We start from the raw sequence: 20,450 nt of genomic DNA, 5'->3' as shown, positions 1-20,450 counted from the left end.
TCAAGGAGCAGGCACGGCACGCGACTTCAGGGCGATCTGCCACCGGTAGAAGCTCATCGCCAGGGCGAAGTCGAGCCCCGCCCGCCCGTCCAGGAAGCCCCGCCGGTACACGTACATGTACGCGAAGGACACCAGCGGCTTGAACGGCGCCTTGTGGAACAGCTGCCCCTGGCGGGACTTGACCCGGCGCACCTGCTCCTTGACCTCGGGGTGGTGCTCCAGCCACGCCTCCCAGTCCGAGTACCGGTTGTGCCGCTCGAACCAGGCGGTCACCGGGTCGAGATCCTGGTGCTCGATCGGATGGCGCAGGGACCCGGCGCTCTCCGCGACCGGCTGGTAGTGGCCCTCGACCTCACCGATGCCGGGCGCGTCGAGATCCCCCACCTCCGGGTACCGGCTGCGGGTGCGGTCGGTCAGCGACCGCTTGCGGATGGTGTAGCCGTGCCGCAGCCGCTTCCCGGAGAACCAGTACCCCAGCGGAATGTCGTACGCGGCGGGCCTCGGTGCGTCCGGCTCCGCGAAGACCTGCCGCAGCTCGGCCAGCAGGCCGGGGCTCAGCCGCTCGTCCCCGTCGAGCAGCAGGATCCAGTCCAGATCCGTGCGGACGTGGTCCAGGCACCACTGCTTCTTCCGGGGATGCCCGCCGTCCCAGGTGTACATGACGACCTCGGCCCCGCACTCCGCGGCGATCTTCGCCGTGTCGTCCGTACTGTGCGAGTCGACCACCACGACCGCCTCGAAGTGGCCGAGGACCGACTTCACCGCCTCCGCGATGTTGAGCCCCTCGTTCTTCGTGGGGATCGCCACGGCTATCGGCAGCTTGTTCATCCGTTGTCTCCTTCGGGCAGCCAGGCGTAGCAGCCTGTGGAGGTGAAGGCGCGGGCCGCCTCCGGGATCGTGATGCGGGTCCGCTTCCCGTCGTCCGTGGATCCCGACGCCAGGTTCCTGCCGTTCGCCCCGGTGATCTCCCAGCCGCAGTTCTTCGTGGGTGCGACGTCGCGGTAGCGGCCCGGCCGGAGCCGCACGCCCTTGTACGTGCCGTCGGGGTACGCCCGTGAGGCCTGTTCCACGAGCTCCTCGTGCTGGGTGCACAGATGCGTGACGGCGGGCTCCGCGTCGGCGATCTCGCCCGTGGCCACGGCGCCGATGGCGGTGTCCCGGTCGACCTTGACCAGGTACGTCAGCCGGTCGCAGGTGGCCTGACCGGTCTGCAGGACCGCCGCCGGGTCCATGCCCTTGGGAACCCGGTCGACCAGGTACTTCTTCTGCTTCTTGGTGAACGTGCCTGTGGCCGGGGTGAGTTGATCGGTAGGGGTCTTCGGCGGCTCACTGGAGTGCGAGGCCCGCGGGCCGGCCGGGGCGGAGGCGCTCTCCTGCGCCGGAGCACCGGCCACCGGCCCCGCAGAGGCCGCGGGGCCGGTGGCCGCCGCCTTCTCCCCGCCTCCGCCGGAGGACGAGCCGCAGGCGGCCAGCGCCGCCGTCGTGATGACGACGACGGCGCCGGCCAGGAACGGAGATCTCATCCACCCGTCCTCAGGGCGTAGTGGGCACTGACCTGGGCAGCGGTCAGCGCGGTCGGGTACACGGCGGTCTCGTCGATCTGTCCGGCGAAGAAGTCGCTCGTCGGACGGTTCGGCCAGGTCGCCAGGTTGTCCCCGCCCACCCGCCAGTAGCCGGTGTAGCTCTCGTTCGTGGTGTACAGCGGGTTCGAGGCGCGGAGCTGTCCGTCCACGTACAGGGCCATGCCGCCGGAACCCTGGGTGGCGACGACATGGTGCCAGGCACCGTCGTTGTAGGCCGCGGGCGTGCTGACGGTCCGGCCGCCGCCGTTGTGGGTGCCGAAGGTCAGACGGCCGTTGTTGAGCATGTACACATGCTTGTCGTACTGGCCGCTGACCTCCATGGTCTTGGTGCCGAAGCCGATGATCTTTCCTCCCCGGGTCGTCGTCGTCCTGATCCAGGTCTCCACGGTGAACCTCGTGGTCTGGGCATGGCTCCGGTTGCTGTACGCGTACTGAGTGCTCCCGTTGAACCCGATGGCGGTCGAGGGCCCGGACACCGCCGCCGGGGTCTGCAGGTAGGACGGCGCGTTGCGCAGGAAGCCGTTCTCCAGACCCGCGCTCGTGTCGGCGGCGAACGTGGACGTGCCCTCGTCGTAGCGCCAGTACAGGCTGGCCCCGTCGGACAGCACCCTCGCCGGGTAGCTCTCGGCCTTCGCCGCCACGGTCGCACTCACGGCGGGGGACTTGGCGCTGGTGTTGATGCCGTCGCTCGCACTGATCCGGTACGTGTGCGTCTCGCCCGGTGCCACATCCGTGTCGGTCCACCGCAGCTGCGGACGGTCCCAGAACACCGAGTAGCCCGTCGTCGTGTACACGGGCGTGGTCGCGCCGTCCTTGTAGATCCGGTAGGTCAGTTCGCCGTCGTCCGTGTCGAAGCTCGTCTGCCAGTTCACGTCCACCTTGTTCGGGGCGACCGTGGAGACGCTGACGTTGGGCACCCAGGGCGCCCCGGTGTCCGGGCCGTCGGCGAAGCGCGTCAGGGCCTGCTGCGGTTTGCTGTTGACGGTGGTGAACTCGCCGCCCACCCAAAGGTAGTGATGCCCGCCCTTGTCGGTCTGTGCCATGGCGCGCGGGCCGACCGGCTCACCGATCCCGTCATTGGTGTCCGGGAACCACGGCAGCAGCTTGGGGTCGTCGACGGACTGCGCCAGCAGATGCTTGCGCGGCTGGTCGGGGAACTCGCCCATGGAGGCGCAGTCATGGGCGTGACTGCCGCTGTAGAGCACCCCCTTGTGCACCAGGATCGCCTGCGTGGCCCCGAGGCAGGTGTCCCGCCACACCTGCTGGAAGGTGCCCAGGTCCAGTGCGATCCGGCCGTCGAAGACACCGCCTCCGGTGCCCTCGTTGGCGGTGTAGAACTTGGTGGCGTCCGAGGTGAGGTCCTGCACCGTCGAGGTGTTCGGGATGAAGCCCGGGTAGCTCTTGTCCAGGGCCCCCGTCGTCGCGTTCACCACCGCGAGCGCGTGTGACGCGGTGCCGTTGACGGTGAAGAAGTCGCCGCCGATCACCACGTGCTGCCCGTCGGGAGTGACCTCGACGGCCCGGCCGACCTCGTCCGTGTTGGCGGTCCACGGCTTCAGCGCCGCATCCGTGGTGACCGCGGCGAACTTGTTCCGGGTCTGCCCCGCGACACTGTTGAAGTCACCGCCGAGATAGACCGTGTCGTCGGTGACGGCGATGGCCCGGACGGTGGCGGAGACGGCGACCTTGAAGTCCGTGCGCGGGGTGCACGTCGCCGTGTCGATGGCCGCGATGTTGCTCACGCCGACCCCGCTCACCGAACCGAACTGGCCCCCCACGTAAAGGGTTTTGCCGTCGGGGGAGAGGGTGAGGGCCCGCACGGTCGCGGTTCCCGAGGAGAGCGTGAACGACAAACTGCAGCCGGTCGGCGCACCGGTCGAGGCGTCGAAGGCGGCGAAGTTCACCGCCGGCTGTTCGGACGTCCCGGCGGATGCGCCCGGCGGCCGGACGGTGGAGAAGGTGCCGCCCGCGTAGACGACCCCGTCGTCCGACGCGGCCATCGACCAGACGATGCCGTTGGTCTGCCAGGTGGAGAGGTCGTCGGCGGTCAGCGAGACCGGCGCGGTGAGCGCCGTGGCCGGGGAACCCCCGGCGGCGGCGCTCAGGGCCCCGGCGAGCAGGCAGAGCGCGGCGGCCGCGGCCCGTACCCGGCCGCGCCCACGGGATCTGCGCCCCGTACTTTCGTTCATCATTCAGCTCCGAAGGTGAGAACGAGCTGCGGCCGGTGGGCCGCGGTTGCGACCTCGCCCGACCAGATGCGGAGCGAGTCCGTTCCGCCGCTGGTGAGGGCGAGTGAGTAGGCGGAGCCGAGGGCCCCGCCCAGCGCCGGCGCGTCCAGCTCCACCGCGTAGTCGGTGGAGGCGTCGGTCGCGCCGGAGATGGTCCCCAGCACCGTCGGGGAGAGCGACGGCCGGGAGTTGTAGGTGACCGACGACTCGGTCCACGCGCCGGTGACGGGCACGAGGGTGTGGCTGTCGGCCGAGCCCGCCGCGGGGTCCGACGAGGTACGGAAGGCGAGCCGGGCGCTCTTGAGCTCCAGTCCGGCCGGGGCGGCGGGCAGCGCGTACCTGAGGTAGCTCAGATACGCCGTGGTGCCCCGCGAGGCGAGCTGGCTGTCGTTGTACGTGGTGTTCGCGGCGACGCCGTTGACGTACGCGTCCTCGGTCGGCGTCAGCGTGACCGTGGTGTCCCCGGGGCCCTGCGGGGTGTCCGCCAGATCGTGGTGCGCGGCCACCTGCGCCGCGGTCAGCGCCGACGGATAGATCGCCGTCTCGTCGACCTGCCCCGCGAAATAGGTGCTGGTGGGGCGGTTCGGCCAGCTGGCTGTCATGGCGTCCCCGCCGACCCGCCAGTACCCGTTGTACGAGCGGTTGCCGGCCGTGGTGTTGGAACCCGCGGACACACCGTCCACGTACAGCCGCATACCGGACGGTCCCTGGGTGGCGACCGCGTGGTGCCACACGTTGTCGTTGTACGAGGCGGCCGACGTGATGGTCGGGCGGCTGCTGGTGCTGCCGACCTGGACGCCGAAGGCGAGGCGCCCGTTGTCGGTGAGGTAGAGGACCTTGTCGGAGATCCCGCTGGTGTGCCCCTGCGTGCTGCCGATGTTGTTGCCGAAGCCGACGATCCGGCCGCCCCGGTTCGTTCCCGTACGGAACCAGGTCTCGATGGAGTACGGCGTCGGTGACGTGTAATGGTGCAGCCGGTCGCTGTGAACGTACTCGTCGGTGCCGTTGAGGGCGAGCGCCGCGGAACCGGCCACGGCCGACGGCGTCGAACGGTACGCGGGGGCGTTCACGTACACGCCGCCGTCGTCGTTGTCCGAGGCGTCGGCGGCGAACGAGCCGCCCGTCTCGTCGTAGCGCCAGTACAGATCCGCCCCGTCGGCGAGCACCCGCCGCGCGTACGGACTCGACGAAGAGGCCGCGGTGACCGAGGCGTTGGCGGACAGAGCGCTGGTGTTGGTGCCGTCGCTCGCCGTGACCCGGTACGAGTAGCTCCGGCCCGCCACGACATCGGTGTCGGTGAAGGTGAGCTGGGGCCTGCTGAAGAAGAGCGAGGAACCGGTCGTCGTACGGACGGGCGTCGAGCCGCCGTCGCGGTACACCCGGTAGGTCAGAAGGCTGTCGTCCAGGTCAAGGCTCGCACGCCAGCTGACCCGCACCTCACCGGCCCGCGGCGCCGAGAGGCTCACCACGGGGACGGAGGGCGCCCCGGTGTCCGGAGCGGTGGCGAACCGGGTCAGCGCCTGCTGCGCCATCCCGTTGACCGTGGTGAACTCGCCGCCCACCCAGAGGAAGTCGCGGCCGCCCCGCGAGGAGACGGTCAGGGCGCGCGGCCCCACCGGTTCACCGATGCCGTCATTGGTGTCCGGGAGCCAGCCCAGCATGGCCGGATCGTCGACCGACTGGGCGGTGAGGTGCTTGCGGACCTGGTTGGGGAACCCGCCCATGGTCGAGCAGTCGTGGACATGGCTGCCCGCGTAGAGCACCCCCCGGTAGACCCGCAGGGCCTGTGTGGCGCCCTGACAGGTGTCCCGCCAGCGCTGGTCGAAGGTGTCGAGCCCCATGGCCAGGCGGCCGTCGAAGGAGGTACCGCCGGCCCCCTCGCCGCCCGCGTACCAGCCGTTCGACGCGGGGTCGGTGGTGATGTCCTTGATCACGGCGGACGACGGGATGAAGTTGCCGGTGTAGGCGCGGGTCAGCGCACCGGAAGCGGCGCTGGTCACCGCGAGGGCGTGCGAGTTCGCGCCGCCCACGGTGAAGAAGTCGCCGCCGATCAGCACGTTCCGCCCGTCCGGGGTGACCTTCAGGGTCCTGCCCGGATCGTCGGCGTCCGGGTTCCACGCGGTCACCGCACCGGCGGCCGTGACCGCCCCGAAGAAGCGGCGGGTCTGGCTGTCGAGGCTCTGGAAGTCGCCGCCGGCGTAGACGGTTCCGTTTTCCGCCACGTCCAGCGCCCGCACGGTCGCCCCGAAGTTCGGCGCGAAGCCCGGACGCAGCGTGCAGTCGGCGGTGTTGACGGCCACCAGGCCGTTGGCGCCCGTCCCGTTGACCCTGTTGAAGTAACCGCCCACGTACAGCGTGGACTTGTCGGGCGAGACGGCGAGCGCCCGCACCGTCGCCGTGCCGCTGCTCCGGGTGAAGGAGAGCGAGCAGCCGGCGGGTGCGCCGGTGGCGGCGTCGAACGCGGCGAAGTTGACCGCCGGGGTGGTGCCGCTGCCCGCCGGGGACCCGGCCGGGCGCACGTCGGTGAACGTGCCGCCCGCGTACACGACGCCGTTCGCCTCGGCGAGCGACCAGACGATGCCGTTCGTCTGGTAGGTGGCGAGGTCGTCGGCGGTGAAGCCGACGGGCGGGGTCAGCGCGGCGGCCGGGGGAGCGGTGGCCGCCGAGGCGGTGAGCGCCCCGGCCGTGAGCGCGAGGACGGCGCCCAGTACCCCGCCGCGCGCCCGTCCGCGCCGTCCGGGGCGGCTCACCGGTCCACCCGCACCGCGGCCCCGGTGAGCTGGTCGGCCAGCTGCCTGACATCCGCGTCGACCATGATCCGGGCCAGCTCCCGCGACTTCACGGCCGGTTTCCAGCCGAGGAGTTCCGCCGCTTTGGACGCGTCCCCGATCAGCGCGTCGACCTCGCTGGGGCGCTCGTACTTCGCGTCGTGGCGGACGTGCTCGCGCCAGTCCAGACCGGCGTGCTCGAAGGAGTACTCCAGGAACTGCCGGACGCTGACCCCCTCACCGGTGGCCACCACGTAGTCGTCCGGGGCGTCGCACTGGAGCATCCGCCACATCGCGTCGACGTACTCGGGGGCGTAACCCCAGTCGCGTACCGCGTCCAGGTTCCCCAGGTGCAGATGTGTCTGGAGCCCCGCCTTGATCCGGGCCACCCCGCGCGTGATCTTCCGGGTCACGAACGTCTCGCCGCGGCGCGGGGACTCGTGGTTGAACAGGATTCCGTTGACCGCGAACATCCCATACGCCTCGCGGTAGTTGACCGTGGACCAGTACGAGTAGACCTTCGCGACGCTGTACGGGCTGCGCGGATGGAACGGGGTGTGCTCGTTCTGCGGCGGCGGGCTGGCGCCGAACATCTCCGAGGAGGACGCCTGGTAGACACGGGTGTCGATACCGCTGGCGCGCACGGCCTCCAGGAGGCGGGTCGTGCCGAGCCCGGTGATGTCGCCCGTGTAGAGCGGGGCGTCGAAGGAGACCCTGACGTGCGACTGCGCACCGAGGTTGTAGACCTCGTCGGGCCGGATGTCGCGCAGCAGGTTCACCAGGGCGACACCGTCGGCGAGATCGGCGTGATGCAGGACGAAGGAGCGGTCCTCCTCCTCCGGGCCCTGGTAGATGTGGTCGATCCGCTCGGTGTTGAAGCTCGACGAACGGCGGATGAGTCCATGGACCGTGTACCCCTTCTGCAGGAGCAGCTCGGACAGGTACGAACCGTCCTGTCCGGTCACGCCGGTGATGAGCGCGGTCTTCGCCACGTCTCCCCCTTCTGTGGTCGCCCGAGAGGCTGTTGGTCGCCGAAATTTCAGAGTTTGAGCGATCTGCGGTAAAACGTCACCGCGTCATGGAGCTGCTGGCACAATCCGAGCCATGACGACTGATCTCCCCGGCCCTCCCCAGGAATCCGTCCCCTCGCTGCTACGACCCGGCGCCCGTGTGTTCGTCGCCGGCCACCGCGGTCTGGTGGGCTCGGCGGTAGTGCGCCGTCTCACCGCCGAAGGCCACGAGACGATCACTCGCGGCCGCGACCGCCTGGACCTCCGCGACGCCGAGCGGACCGCGGCCTTTCTGCGGGACACGCGGCCGGACGCCGTGGTGCTGGCCGCCGCCAAGGTCGGCGGGATCATGGCCAACAGCACGTACCCGGTGCAGTTCCTGGAGGAGAACCTGCGGATCCAGCTGAGCGTGATCGCCGGGGCGCACGCGGCGGGCGTCGAACGGCTGCTCTTTCTCGGCTCGTCCTGCATCTACCCCAAGCGCGCCCCGCAGCCCATCCCCGAGAGCGCCCTGCTGACCGGCCCGCTGGAGCCGACCAACGAGGCCTACGCGCTCGCGAAGATCGCCGGGATCGTGCAGACCCAGTCCTACCGGCGGCAGTACGGCGCCTCGTACATCAGCGCCATGCCCACCAATCTCTACGGACCGGGTGACAACTTCGACCTGGAGACCTCGCACGTCCTGCCCGCGCTGATCCGCCGCTTCCACGAGGCGCAGCGGAGCGGAGCGCCGGCCGTCACGCTCTGGGGCTCCGGAAGCCCCCGGCGGGAGTTCCTGCACGTCGACGATCTGGCCGCCGCCTGCGTGCTGCTGCTGGAGCGCTACGACGGCGACGCACCCGTCAACGTCGGCTCCGGCGATGACCTGACGATCCGTGAACTTGCTTCCACCGTAGCTGATGTGACGTCCTATCAGGGAATCGTCGAATGGGACACGACCAAGCCGGACGGCACCTTGCGCAAGCTGCTGGACGTGTCCCGGCTGGCCTCCCTCGGCTTCGTGCCGCGGATCGGACTGCGTGAGGGAATCGCCGGCACCTACGCGTGGTGGCTCCAGCGGCAGGGCGCCCAGGTCTGACCGGCGGCCGGGGACGGTCCCCCCGGCCGGGTGGACGGACGCCGCTGCGCTGCCGTCCACCCGGCCCTCTCCCGCTCCTCGCATTCGCTTCCGCCGCTCTCAGTACGCCCCGCGGCCGTCGGTGACGGCACGCAGCGTTCGGGCCATGAGTCCCATGTCCGTGGCCACCGACCAGTTGTCCACGTACCAGAGGTCGAGCGACACGGTCTCCTGCCAGGACAGGTCGGAGCGCCCGCTGACCTGCCACAGGCCGGTCAGCCCCGGTTTCACCGCGAGCCGTCTCAGCTCGCGGTCGTCGTAACGGGACACCTCGTCCGGCAGCGGCGGACGAGGTCCGACCAGGGACATGTCACCCCGGAGGACGTTGAAGAGCTGGGGCAGCTCGTCCAGGGACGAGCGGCGCAGCAGCCGGCCGACGCGGGTGACCCGGGGGTCGCTGCGCATCTTGAACATCGGGCCGTCGATCTCGTTGGACGGGGCGAGCCGCGCCCGGTGCTGTTCGGCGTCCGCGATCATCGTGCGGAACTTCCACATGGTGAACGGCCGGCTGTGCTGCCCGTGGCGTATCTGCCGGTGGAAGACGGGTCCGCAGGAAGTGAGCCGGACCGTCGCCGCGACCAGCAGCAGCAGGGGGGCCAGCGCGAGCAGGCCGAGGGCGGCGCCGGTCCGGTCCACCGCGGCCTTGAGCGCGGGCTGCGGTCCCCGCCGCAGCGGCGGCACGATGTGCAGCAGGGTCAGTCCGGCCGCCGACGTCGGGCGGACCCGGCCCGGCGCGATCTCCGAGAGGTGCGACAGCACGGACAGTTCGAGCCCGCCGTCGTGAAGCCCCCAGGACAGCCGCCGTAACCGCTCCTCGGCGAGCTCCGGCCCCGGCACCACCAGCGCCAGGTCGGCCTCGTGAGCGAACGCCGAGCCCAGCACCGTCGAGGCGTCGTCGTCGGCGGGTGCGGGCGCGAGCCGCCCCGGGACCGGGGTGTCGCAGCTCAGCGCCGCTGTCCCCACGGGGACGGCGGCCACCACGAGGTACCCGTGGTCCGAACGGGAACCGAGCAGCCGCACCGCCCGGTCCACCCCCGCGGCCTCACCGACCACCAGCACCCGGCGGACCGTCCGCCGCTTTCCCCACCTCGGCAGCTGGCGCACTCCGGACACGGCTGTGGTCGCCAGCAGGCCCGGGATCAGGGCCACGACCGCCGCCGCCGGATCGACGGCCCCGTCGGCCACGGTCCAGAGCACCGCCAGCACGCCGATGAGCAGTAACCAGTCCCCGGACGCGGTCAGCGCCCCGGCCGGGCGGCCCGTGGCCCGGAGCGAGTACCGGCCGCGCGCCGCCCGCACGGCGGACCACACCAGGGCGGCCGCGGCCGCGCAGGCCAGGGCCCCGGGCTCGCCGTCGGTGCGCAGGACGAACCAGCCGGGAAGCCCCAGCCCGACCAGGTCGAAGCAGATGACGACCGGTAGGTACCGGCCGGGTCCGCGCTTCGGCCCGGACCGGGTGGAACGGTGGCGCTGTACGGTCGGGCCCTGTGGCAGCCGGTCGAACTCCTGGCTGCGGGGCCGGTTCGAAGCGGTCCGTGGGCGAGGCGCCCCCGCCAGTCCCACGGGTCCTGATCTATCGGATTCGGGTAGCTCGACATGCCCCATGAACCCCCCAGTCACAGTTGCATCTCCATAAACGGGGCGCATCCGCCGATCCTGTGGGACTGACGGATGCGCCCTCGCCCGGTGCACGATATCCACACACGTGCCATTTCGCTGGAGTTCCAGTGAAGTTCAGACATGCGGTGTGAGCCGGAACTCGTCCCGTTCCGTACTGGATCACAGGTTCTGTGTGCGGGTGTTGGTATTTGGGCGACAGCGGAATCGGGCGGTGTGCGGATATGTACCTCGGCTCCGCCAACTACCCTACGTGGTGGAGTGGTTGGTCTGCGCCACCTGTGCGCCCGATGGCTTCGTGAGGCTGTCTGGGAGAATGCGTTGCCGGGAGACTGACCCCGGCCACGAGCGAAAGAGGACGCACGGTGACTCCCGCGGAGAAGAACTGGGCCGGCAATGTCACGTTCGGGGCGAGGCGACTGTGCGTACCCCGCTCCGAGGCCGAGCTGCGGGAGACGGTGGCCGCGTCCGACACGGTGCGCGCCCTGGGTACCCGGCACTCCTTCAACGCCGTCGCCGACACCGCGGGGGACCTCGTCTCGGTGGCCGGCCTGCCGCGCGTGGTCGAGATCGACCCGGCGGCGGGTGCGGTGACGGTGAGCGCGGGGCTGCGCTTCGGCGAGTTCGCCGGCGAGCTGAACGAGAGCGGGTTCGCCCTGCACAACCTGGGTTCGCTCCCGCACATCTCGGTGGCCGGCGCCTGCGCGACCGGAACCCACGGTTCGGGTGTCCGGAACCGGTCGCTCGCGGGGGCCGTCCGGGCGCTGGACATGGTCACCGCGGACGGCGGGACCGTCTCGCTGCGGCGCGGCGACGCGGACTTCCCCGGAGCGGTGGTCTCCATGGGCGCGCTGGGTGTGGTGACCCGGCTGACGCTCGACGTGGTCCCCGCCTTCGACGTCCAGCAGTGGGTCTACGAGGATCTCCCCGAGTCCCGGCTGACCGGCGATTTCGACGAGGTGATGTCGGCGGCGTACAGCGTCAGCGTCTTCACCGACTGGCGCCCCGGGCCGGTCGGCCAGGTCTGGCTCAAGCAGCGGGTGGGGCGCGAGGGGGTCCGGCAGGCGCCCGGCGCGTGGCTGGGCGCACGGCTCGCCGACGGTCCGCGCCATCCGATCGCCGGTGTGCCGGCCGGCAACTGCACCCGGCAGCAGGGCGCCGCCGGAGCCTGGCACCGGAGGCTGCCGCACTTCCGGCTGGAGTTCACCCCCAGCAACGGGGACGAGCTGCAGTCGGAGTACTTCGTGGCACGGGAGGACGCCGCGGCTGCCTACGAGGCGGTGGGCAGGCTCCGGGAGCGGATCACCCCGCTGCTGCAGATCTCCGAGATCCGTACCGTCGCCGGGGACGGCCTGTGGCTGAGCCCGGCCTCCGGCAGGGACTCGGTGGCCTTCCACTTCACCTGGATACCCGACACTGCGGCGGTGGCGCCGGTCCTCCGGGAGATCGAGGAGGCGCTGGCGCCGTTCGGCGCGCGGCCGCACTGGGGCAAGGTGTTCACCACCGCCCCCGACGTCCTGCGCACGCTGTACGCGGAGTACGCGGACTTCGAGAAGCTGATGGCCCGGTACGACCCGGCCGGGACCTTCCGCAACGGCTTCCTGGACCGGCACTTCCCGGGGTGACCCCCGGCCGGCGTCAGCGGCTCTCTCGCTCGTCCCTCGCCCGGGACGGCCAGGCGGCCGCCGACCTGCCCGGCGCGAGGTGGTCCACCACATCGGCCAGCTCCTCGCAGGCGCGCTCGATCCGGCGGCGGACGTTCTGCTGCTCCGCGACGACGGCGGCCAGCAGCAGCGAGGTCAGCGCGACGGCCCCGTTGAGGACCGTGAGGTTGATCATCACCTCGAGCATGCCGTGGCCGGCGAACGGACCCACCTGCTCCGTCCCCGCGACCACCGCCAGGACCGACACCAGCAGGGCGCACGGCGCGCTGCCCGCCAGCTGGAACCGCAGCGCCGCCCAGATGAGGATCGGGAACACCAGATAGAGCATCGACAGCGGGCCCCGGGTGGCGACCAGTGAGCCCGCCACCGCGACGATCAGCAGCGCACTGGCCTCGATCCACCGGTCGCTCACCCGGGGCATCCGCAACTTGCTCAGTACCACGAGCACCAGCGGAGTGACCACGAGCACGCCCATGGCGTCCCCGGCCCACCACGCCACCCAGACCGTCCAGAAACCGCTCGCGGGCAGTTTGCCGTCGACCGCCAGCATGGCGCTGCCCACGGTCGCGCTGACGGCCATCCCGGCCAGTGCACCCAGGAAGACCAGCATGACTCCGTCGCGCAGCCGGTCCAGCTCCGCACGGAAGCCGACCTTGCGCAGTAACAGGCAGGCGCAGACGGGCGCGAGCGTGTTGCCCGCCACGAGGGCGGCCGTCGACGGCGTCACCTGGCCGCTGAGCGTGGCGATGACGAGCAGCGAGCCGATGGCGATCCCGGGCCAGATGCGCAGTCCCAGGATCAGCAGGCACCCCAGGGCGATCCCGGTCGGCGGCCAGAGCGGTGTGACCACCGCGCCGTGCACGGTCACCTGCCTCAGAAGTCCCAGGCCCCCGGCCGCGAAGTAGGCGGCGGCGACTGCCAGGATGCGCAGGAGTGCCACCGCCCTGCGCCGGTACTCCTCGCTGTGGATCACGGTTCACATCAGACACCGGCCCCGGCGGGAGGCGGCGGCGTGACACGCCCCGGCCCGGGGATCGCTCTGTCATCCAGGGGCGGCGGGAAACGCGTCGTGGCGCAGGACGAGCACCGCGGCGTCGTCCTCGTGCCCGGTGCGCTCGGCCGCTCCCAGGATCGCGTCGGCCAGCTCGTCCGCGTCGTCGCGGACCCGGGAGCGCACCAGGCGGACCACCGAGTCCAGCCCCTCGTCGATCGAGTAGGACGGCCCCTCGATCACTCCGTCGGTGAGCAGCACGAAGGCCCCGGCGGTCGTGAGGCGCCGGGTGGTGACCGGGTACTCCTCGCCGGTCTGGATCCCGAGCGGCAGACCGCCCTCGTCCTCCGTGGTGCCCGACCGCCCGTCCGCCGTGGCCCACACCGCGGCGACATGGCCCGCGCGGGCACTCTGGAGCACTCGGGTGAGCGGGTCGATCCGGACGAAGGTGCAGGTGGCGAGCAGACCGGAGTCCACGGACAGCAGCAGGTCATTGGTCCGCCGCACCACTTCGCCCGGATCGGACGCGGTGACGGCCAGGGCGCGCATCGCGATCCGGATCTGGCCCATGAAGGCCGCCGCCTCGACGTCGTGCCCCTGCACGTCCCCGATGGCGAAGGCGAGTGAACCGTCCGGGAGCCGGAATCCGTCGTACCAGTCGCCCCCGATGTCCAGACCGCTGCGCGCGGGCGTGTAGCGGGCGGCGGTCTGCAGACCCGGCAGGGAGGGCAGGGACGAGGGGAGCATCTCCCGCTGCAGGGCCTCGGCCAGCTCCACCCGAGCCTGGTGCAGCTCCACCTCACGGCGTGCCCGCGAGGTGAGGTGCTGGAGCGTGGTCAGCAGTTCCTCGGCACTGGCCGATCGGGGAGGACGACGCCGGTTCATGGGCCGCTCCGCAGTGCGTGTGGTGGTGAGCCGCACCACAGGGTCGGTGGCGGGACGATCCGGGAGGTCAGTGCTTCCGATCGGGTACGCCACGTGCCGGCTGCTCCGGACGCGGCTCGTCTCATCGTATTTCGGTACGGTGATCCGCGCAGTCCGAGCCGTTCCGGGCGGCCGGGAACGCGCGTGGCGAGCCGCTCTGGTGGATGCTGGGGGTGAGCCCGTTTGGCGGCGTCGCATGGCGGCCGGGCGCGGGCCGGGAGGTGTGCGATGAACCGGACGTTGGAGTGGACGGTCCACGTCGATCTGTCCGAGCAGGACGGTGCGACGAAGGCGGAGGCGGTGCTCGACACCGGCACGGCGAGACTCACCGGCCACGGCGTCGCCCGCTGCAGCCCACAGGACCCGGACGTTCCCACCATCGGTGACGAACTCGCGGCGAGCCGTGCGATGCGCGATGTGGCGGCCCAGCTGATGAGCGTGGCCGACCGGGAACTCGGAGAGGCCGGCGCGGGGCCCGCCGGCGGGCCGCTGCCGCCCCCGTACGCCTGGTCGGACGCGACGGCCTGAGCCGGCCGCACGGCAGCCGTGTCACGGCCCGTGCCCGCCGCGGGGGCCGTAGCGTGACCCGGGAGGAGACAGGTTCACGCGAACGAGAACCCCCGGGGGCGTCATGTGCTGGAGCGCGACCGCCGATCTGGCCGCAGGCACCGCCGTCGCGGCGATCGGCGCCGCCTGTGTCCTCAGGACGCGCCGGGCCCGTGACCTGCCGCTCGCGGCGCTCCCGCTCCTGCTGGGCGCCCACCAGATCATCGAGTCCGCGGTCTGGCGCGCGGACGGCGGCACCGGCCCGGCGACCGTGGCCTGGGCCGTCATCGCCCTGCCGCTGCTGGCGCTGTGGGTGCCGGTGGGCGTCCTGTGCGCGGCGCCGCCGGACGCCAGGCGCCGGCTGCTGGTGCCGCTGGCGTCCGGCGCCGCGACATCCGCCGCTCTCGGGTACGCCCTGGCCGTCCGGCCCGTGACCGCGCACATCAGGGGACACACCCTCGGCTATGCGCTCGACCTGCCGCATCCGGGGCTGCTCGTCGCGGGCTACCTCCTGGCCACCGTCGGATCGCTGCTGCTGTCCGGCGACCGGTGGCTGCGCTGTCTCGGGGCGCTGGCCGCGATCGGGGCCGCGGTCTGCGCCGCCCTGTGGCGGCTGGAGTTCATCTCGACCTGGTGCGCGTTCGCCGCCGTGTGCTCGGTGGTCCTGCTCGGCTGGTCCGGGAGGCGCCCCGCTGAGGCGGCCGCCCCGGCCGCGCCGTGACGGGCGGGGGACACGTCCGCGCCCCGTGCCCCGAACCCGTGTCAACAACCCTCCGGGCCCGCGCACTTGACGGCTTCCGGCCCGTCAGGATTCGCCGTCGGGGGCCGGGATCTCCTGTTCGGTCCACAGAGCCTTGCCGTCGCTGCCGTACCGGGTGCCCCAGTGCGTGGCGAGCTGCGACACGATGAACAGGCCGCGGCCGCCCTCGTCCACGGTGCGCGCGTGGCGCAGGTGGGGCGCCACCGGGCTCGTGTCGTGGACCTCGCAGGTGAGGGTGCGGTCCAGCAGGAGGCGCAGGTGCAGCGGCGGGGTCCCGTAGCGGACCGCGTTGGTGATCAGCTCGCTCACGATCAGTTCGGTCGCCTCGATCGTCTCCTCGTCGAGGTTCCACCCTTCGAGCCGGTCCCGGACGAGCGTGCGGGCAACGGCCGGTGTGGTCCCGTCGTGGGCCAGCTCCCAGGTCGCGAACCGTTCGGGCGGAACCACACCGGTCCTGGCGAGGAGCAGCGCGGCACCGTCGGGATGGGCACCGGTCGGCAGGCTGTAGACGATGGCGTCGCACAGCTGCCGCAGCGGGCGGTCCGGATAGGCGAGCGCGTCCTGCACCCTGGCCACGGACCGGGAGTCCGGCAGCAGCGAACCGGTGAGGAAGGCCAGCACACTGCCTTCGTCGAGCTCGACCGTCGCTGTGGCGAAGGGGGCGCTGTCCTCGGAGAAGAGCGGCGGACCCTCCGGTACGTCGAGGAGGACCGGGCTGCCGTCCGGTGCGACGACGACCGGCGCCGGATGCCCCGCCCGCGCCACGGTGCAGGTCCGGGTGAACGGGTCGTAGACCGCGTACATGCAGGTCGCCGTGAGGGCCTGACTGTGCAGCGAGTCGCCGGGCGGCAGCGACCTGCGCTCCTCCGCCAGCCGGTCGGCCGTCGTGTTGAGCCGGGCCAGCACCTCGTCGGGCTCCAGGTCGAGGCCGGCCAGCGCCTGGATGACCGTGCGCAGCTGCCCCATGGTGATGGCCGTCTGCAGCCCGTGCCCCGCGACGTTGCCGATGATCAGCGCGGTACGCGCACCGGACAGCCCGATGGTGTCGAACCAGCAGCCGATGTTGCGCCCCGGGAGCAGCACATGCGCGGTCTCGATGGCGATCCGGGCACCGTCGTGCCGGGGGAGCAGCCTGCGCTGGACGGTCGACGCGATCACGTGGTCGTGCTCGAAGCGCCGCGCGTTCTCGATGCTCAGTGCGGCATGGGCGGCCGCCGTCAGGGCGAGGGCGAGGTCGTTCTCGTCGTACGGCTCGACGTCACCGAACCGGTAGAGACTCACCAGTCCGAGCACGGCACCGTGAAGTTTCAGCGGGACCACGATCAGGGAGTGGGCCCCGGACACCTCGACCAACCGCGCGCTGTCCGGATCCGAGGCCAGCCACGGGGTGTCCGGGCCGAGCGCGGACAGCCGGGGGCGCAGGTCCGTGACGGCGAGCGCGAACGGCGTACGGCCGGGCAGCCGCCGCGTGTCCCCGGCCATGCCGTCGCCGCCTGGCCCCCGCTGAGCCGCGCGGCGCAGCGGCACATCGGGCCCCAGCGGACTGAGCGGAGGGGACAGACCACGCAGGACCTCGTCCACCACCTCGACCACGGCGAAACCGGCGAAGCACGGCACCAGCGCCGCGACCAGGCCCTCGCAGGCCGCCGCCACATCGAGGGAGTGGCCGACCTCCCTGCGCACGGCCGTCAGGCAGTCCTCCCGTGCGCGCGCCTTCTCCCGTTCGTTGACGTCGATGACCGCCGCCAGCACCCCGAGGGGGTGCCCCTCGGGGTCGTCCAGCCGGTGGAGGGTGACCTGAAGGCTGTGGCTGGGGCCGGGCGCCTGGGCCAGCCGCCCCCGGATGACCCGGTCGAGCACCGTCGTGCCGCTCTCCAGCACCTGGTGCAGCAGCCGTTCCGCCTCGTCCGGATCATCGAGCCGGTACGCCTCGGTGAAGTGCAGTCCCACGAGCTGCTCGGCGTCGACCGCGTCGGACAGGGCGTTGACGCGCTCCACCCGCAACTCCGTGTCCAGGACGTGCAGTCCGACCGCGGACTGGTTGAACAGGGCGTCCAGGAGCGCCACCGCCATGGCATCGCCCGTGGCCGTCCCGGGGACCGCTCCACCGGCGTCCGACACCTCGCACCCCCATCAGGCTCCGCCACCCCGGCGAATCGGCAGCTCTTGGGACAGCCTGCTCACCTGCCGTCCGGCCCGCCACCGCGCGGGGCCGAACGGGGGAGCCGCTTTCCCGCGCGCAGCGCCGCGATCCGGCTCCGGACGGCAACCTTTCCGGGCCCGGCGGTCACTGACGTTACGAAACCCGCCCCCACCCCGGAAGGCATCCACCGTGGCTCCTGAGCACCCCCGATCCTCCCGCAGACGCCGCACCACCCGGACCCGCACGCTGCTCGGCGCGGTGACGGCGGGGCTGCTGGCCACCGCCGGGCTGGCCGTCGCGGGCCAGACCTCGCAGGCCGCGACCGTCCGCCAGGCGGAGGCGCTGGACCGCGGCGTCGTCAGCGTCCACACCGACGCCGGCAATCTGGTCAGCTGGCGCTGGCTCGCCACCGACGCCGACGCCGGGATGGCGATGGCACCGCGGCCGAAGATGTCCACTCCCTGACCGGGCGGAAGGCCGCGTCCCCGGCAGGCCGAAGCCCGGGACGCGGCCTTCCGCTCGTACCGCGTCAGGCGTCCAGGGCCGCCGAGACGACGGCCTTGGCCTCCTCCTGGACGCGGCCCAGGTGCTCGGCACCGAGGAAGGACTCGGCATAGATCTTGTAGACGTCCTCGGTGCCCGAGGGCCGGGCGGCGAACCAGGCGTTCTCCGTCGTCACCTTGATACCGCCGATCGCCTCCCCGTTGCCCGGCGCGGAGGTGAGCACGGCGGTGACCGGTTCACCGGCGAGGGTGTCGGCGCTGACCTGCTCGGGGGAGAGCCGTGCCAGCACCGCCTTCTGCTCGCGGTCCGCCGGGGCGTCGATCCTGGCGTACGCCGGTTCACCGAACCGCGAGGTCAGCGCGGCGTAGCGCTCGGACGGCGAATCGCCCGTCACCGCGAGGATCTCGGAGGCGAGCAGCGCGAGAAGGATGCCGTCCTTGTCCGTCGTCCACACCGATCCGTCCCGGCGCAGGAAGGAGGCCCCGGCCGACTCCTCGCCGCCGAACCCGAGCGACCCGTCGGCCAGACCGTCCACGAACCACTTGAACCCGACCGGCACCTCGACCAGTTCCCGGCCGAGATCGGCGGCGACCCGGTCGATCATTCCGGACGACACCAGGGTCTTGCCGACGCCCGCCCCGGTGGGCCACTGGTCCCGGTGCGTGTACAGGTAGTCGATGGCGACGGCGAGGTAGTGGTTCGGGTTCATCAGGCCCGCGTCGGGGGTGACGATGCCGTGCCGGTCCGCGTCGGCGTCGTTGCCGGTGGCGATGTCGTAGCGGTCGCGCTGCCCGATCAGCGAGGCCATCGCGTACGGCGACGAGCAGTCCATCCGGATCTTGCCGTCCCAGTCCAGCGTCATGAACCGCCAGGTGGGGTCGGTGAGCGGATTGACCACGGTCAGGTCGAGCCGGTGCTGTTCGGCGATGCGGCCCCAGTACGCGACCGACGCCCCGCCCAGCGGGTCGGCCCCGATCCGTACGCCGGCCGCGCGCACCGCGTCGAGGTCGAGCACGGACGGAAGGTCCGCCACATAGCTGCCCAGGAAGTCGTACGTCCCGGTCGACGGCGCCGCCAGCGCGCGGGCGCGGGTCATCCGGCGCACGTCCTTGAGGCCGCCCGCGATGATCTCGTTGGCCCGGTCCTGGATCCAGCCGGTCGCCCCGGACCCGGCCGGACCGCCGTTCGGCGGGTTGTACTTGAACCCGCCGTCACCGGGCGGGTTGTGGGACGGGGTGACCACCACACCGTCGGCGAGATGCGACGTACGGCCGCGGTTGTACGTGAGGACGGCGTGCGAGACCGCGGGCGTCGGGGTGTAGCCGTCGGCCGAGTCGATGAGCACGGCCACGTCGTTCGCCGCGAACACTTCGAGGGCGGTGACCTGCGCGGGCTCCGACAGCGCGTGGGTGTCGGCCCCGAGGAACAGCGGCCCGTCCGTGCCCTGCAGAGCCCGGTACTCGCTGATGGCCTGGCTCGTCGCGGCGATGTGGTCCTCGTTGAACGCGGTGGCCGTCGACGACCCCCGGTGCCCCGAGGTGCCGAACGCCACGCGCTGCCCGGCCTCTGCCGGATCCGGGTGCAGCGTGTAGTACGCCGTCACCAGCCGTGCCACATCGGTCAGGTCCTCGGGGCGCGCCTGCTGTCCGGCTCGTGTGTGCGGCATCTGCCACTCCTCCGTATCGGTCGGTCGGTGCGATCTGCCCGCCGGGTCATTTTCGCCGGTCGACGTCGTGGGCGGGCGGCCGCCCCGCCGTGCGGACGGCGACCGCCCCCGCGTATCCGGCGGGGACCGCGACATCGGTGACGGTCCAGCCCGGCGGGCCGGGCTCCGGACGGGGGCCGGTGCCCATGTGGTCGTGCGCGAGGCCGCCGGCCAGGCCGATCCCCTTGCCCTTCAGGTACGCCTCCTTGCGGGTCCAGGCCCGGAGGAAGGCGGCCGGCCGATGTTCCTCCGGCAGCTCCGCCAGTTCCCGGCGCTCCGCCGGATGCAGCTGGTCCCCGATCTCCGACACGGTCCGGGCCTTGGGGGTGCGCTCCACATCCACCCCCACCGGCTCGTCCGCGAACGCGAGCAGCGCGACGCCCCGGGTGTGCGAGAGGGAGAAGTGCACACCGCCACCGGTCGCGGGACGCCCGTGCGGCCCGCCGCAGGACGGGCACGGTTCCCGCGTCAGCCGTACGGCGTCGGGGGCGATGCCCAGCCGCGCCCCCAGCAGCATCCTCAGCGCCACGTGCGAGGCGAGGAAGCAGAGGCGGTCGGCCTCGACGACCAGACTCCCGGCCCGCCCGAGCTCCTCCGCGTCGAGGATCCCCGGTGCGAGCCGCCGCGCCCGCTCGCCCTCCCGCTGTGCGTCCACGATCCACAGCGCGGGGCTGCCGGGGGCCCAGGAGGGCGGCGGGCCCCGGTAACCGGTCTCGGTGAGTGCGAACTCGTCGGGCTGGTGCACCGTTACGTCTTCCCTCGGCCGGGGCGGGCGCCGTGAGCGGTCGTCAACGGCGGAGCGGTCACTCATATTCTATGGAGATCCGGACCCGTGGAGACGTACGTTCGATCACAGGTGGCCAGGTCACCGTGCCGCATCAGGTACGGCA

The 20,450-nt window shown here is 72.0% G+C and carries 15 protein-coding genes and 1 pseudogene; 5 read left to right on the top strand and 11 right to left on the bottom strand.

Annotated elements, in window-relative coordinates:
* The 5 genes from ACIQM0_RS20685 to gmd are packed head-to-tail and all read right to left on the bottom strand — an operon-like array spanning position 1 to position 7,571.
* Complete coding sequence (locus tag ACIQM0_RS20685) at positions 1 to 828, bottom strand: glycosyltransferase family 2 protein (protein WP_385035413.1); 828 nt, start codon at positions 826 to 828, stop codon at positions 1 to 3.
* Positions 825 to 1,523: a hypothetical protein gene (locus ACIQM0_RS20680; RefSeq protein WP_401288628.1), complete on the bottom strand. Its 699-nt coding sequence runs from the start codon at positions 1,521 to 1,523 to the stop codon at positions 825 to 827. The genes ACIQM0_RS20685 and ACIQM0_RS20680 overlap by 4 nt, the downstream gene beginning before the upstream one ends.
* The gene (locus ACIQM0_RS20675; protein ID WP_401288625.1) at positions 1,520 to 3,772 is read right to left on the bottom strand and encodes a LamG-like jellyroll fold domain-containing protein; all 2,253 of its coding nucleotides are present in this window, start codon (positions 3,770 to 3,772) and stop codon (positions 1,520 to 1,522) included. Before ACIQM0_RS20675 ends, ACIQM0_RS20680 begins: the two co-directional genes overlap by 4 nt.
* Positions 3,772 to 6,561 (bottom strand): LamG-like jellyroll fold domain-containing protein, encoded by a 2,790-nt coding sequence (locus tag ACIQM0_RS20670; protein WP_401288622.1) that lies wholly within the window; start codon positions 6,559 to 6,561, stop codon positions 3,772 to 3,774. Before ACIQM0_RS20670 ends, ACIQM0_RS20675 begins: the two co-directional genes overlap by 1 nt.
* Positions 6,558 to 7,571 (bottom strand): GDP-mannose 4,6-dehydratase, encoded by a 1,014-nt coding sequence (gene gmd / locus ACIQM0_RS20665; protein WP_401288619.1) that lies wholly within the window; start codon positions 7,569 to 7,571, stop codon positions 6,558 to 6,560. Before gmd ends, ACIQM0_RS20670 begins: the two co-directional genes overlap by 4 nt.
* A gap of 112 nt (positions 7,572 to 7,683) precedes the next feature.
* Between gmd and ACIQM0_RS20660 the strand changes: the two genes are divergently transcribed.
* Positions 7,684 to 8,667 (top strand): GDP-L-fucose synthase family protein, encoded by a 984-nt coding sequence (locus ACIQM0_RS20660; protein ID WP_401288617.1) that lies wholly within the window; start codon positions 7,684 to 7,686, stop codon positions 8,665 to 8,667.
* 99 nt (positions 8,668 to 8,766) lie between these two features.
* Here the strand turns inward: ACIQM0_RS20660 and ACIQM0_RS20655 are convergent, their stop codons facing one another.
* Positions 8,767 to 10,269, bottom strand: a complete 1,503-nt coding sequence (locus ACIQM0_RS20655) for an exopolysaccharide biosynthesis polyprenyl glycosylphosphotransferase (RefSeq protein ID WP_401288614.1) — start codon at positions 10,267 to 10,269, stop codon at positions 8,767 to 8,769.
* A 419-nt stretch (positions 10,270 to 10,688) separates the two neighbouring features.
* Here ACIQM0_RS20655 and ACIQM0_RS20650 point away from each other — a divergent pair, with 419 nt between their 5' ends.
* Entirely contained in the window at positions 10,689 to 11,948 is a 1,260-nt protein-coding gene (locus tag ACIQM0_RS20650; RefSeq protein ID WP_401288612.1) for an FAD-binding protein, read from the top strand.
* A gap of 13 nt (positions 11,949 to 11,961) precedes the next feature.
* Here the strand turns inward: ACIQM0_RS20650 and ACIQM0_RS20645 are convergent, their stop codons facing one another.
* Together ACIQM0_RS20645 and ACIQM0_RS20640 are read right to left on the bottom strand one after the other, a co-directional pair.
* Complete coding sequence (locus ACIQM0_RS20645; RefSeq protein WP_401288610.1) at positions 11,962 to 12,960, bottom strand: MASE1 domain-containing protein; 999 nt, start codon at positions 12,958 to 12,960, stop codon at positions 11,962 to 11,964.
* A gap of 69 nt (positions 12,961 to 13,029) precedes the next feature.
* Entirely contained in the window at positions 13,030 to 13,863 is an 834-nt protein-coding gene (locus ACIQM0_RS20640) for a PP2C family protein-serine/threonine phosphatase (RefSeq protein WP_401288608.1), read from the bottom strand.
* Positions 13,864 to 14,130: 267 nt separating this feature from the next.
* Between ACIQM0_RS20640 and ACIQM0_RS20635 the strand changes: the two genes are divergently transcribed.
* Together ACIQM0_RS20635 and ACIQM0_RS20630 are read left to right on the top strand one after the other, a co-directional pair.
* Positions 14,131 to 14,430, top strand: a complete 300-nt coding sequence (locus ACIQM0_RS20635; protein WP_385032029.1) for a DUF1876 domain-containing protein — start codon at positions 14,131 to 14,133, stop codon at positions 14,428 to 14,430.
* 103 nt (positions 14,431 to 14,533) lie between these two features.
* On the top strand, positions 14,534 to 15,169 hold the full coding sequence (locus ACIQM0_RS20630) for a DUF6629 family protein (RefSeq protein WP_401288606.1): 636 nt from the start codon (positions 14,534 to 14,536) through the stop codon (positions 15,167 to 15,169).
* A gap of 84 nt (positions 15,170 to 15,253) precedes the next feature.
* Here the strand turns inward: ACIQM0_RS20630 and ACIQM0_RS20625 are convergent, their stop codons facing one another.
* Positions 15,254 to 17,329, bottom strand: a complete 2,076-nt coding sequence (locus ACIQM0_RS20625) for a SpoIIE family protein phosphatase (protein ID WP_401288604.1) — start codon at positions 17,327 to 17,329, stop codon at positions 15,254 to 15,256.
* 211 nt (positions 17,330 to 17,540) lie between these two features.
* Here ACIQM0_RS20625 and ACIQM0_RS20620 point away from each other — a divergent pair.
* A pseudogene (locus tag ACIQM0_RS20620) lies at positions 17,541 to 17,774 on the top strand (rhamnogalacturonan lyase); the annotation flags it as partial.
* Between the two features lie 106 nt (positions 17,775 to 17,880).
* Here ACIQM0_RS20620 and pgm read toward each other — a convergent pair.
* Both pgm and ACIQM0_RS20610 read right to left on the bottom strand, forming a co-directional pair.
* Complete coding sequence (pgm, locus tag ACIQM0_RS20615; RefSeq protein WP_401288602.1) at positions 17,881 to 19,521, bottom strand: phosphoglucomutase (alpha-D-glucose-1,6-bisphosphate-dependent); 1,641 nt, start codon at positions 19,519 to 19,521, stop codon at positions 17,881 to 17,883.
* A 46-nt stretch (positions 19,522 to 19,567) separates the two neighbouring features.
* A complete protein-coding gene (locus tag ACIQM0_RS20610; protein ID WP_401288599.1) occupies positions 19,568 to 20,305 on the bottom strand; it encodes a 4'-phosphopantetheinyl transferase family protein in 738 nt (245 codons plus the stop codon).
* Positions 20,306 to 20,450: the final 145 nt, after the last annotated feature.

Source organism: Streptomyces sp. NPDC091387, from assembly GCF_044756945.1.
Lineage (GTDB): Bacteria > Actinomycetota > Actinomycetes > Streptomycetales > Streptomycetaceae > Streptomyces.
Note: the sequence above shows the minus strand (reverse complement) of the source record. Positions and strands in the feature narration are given on the sequence as shown.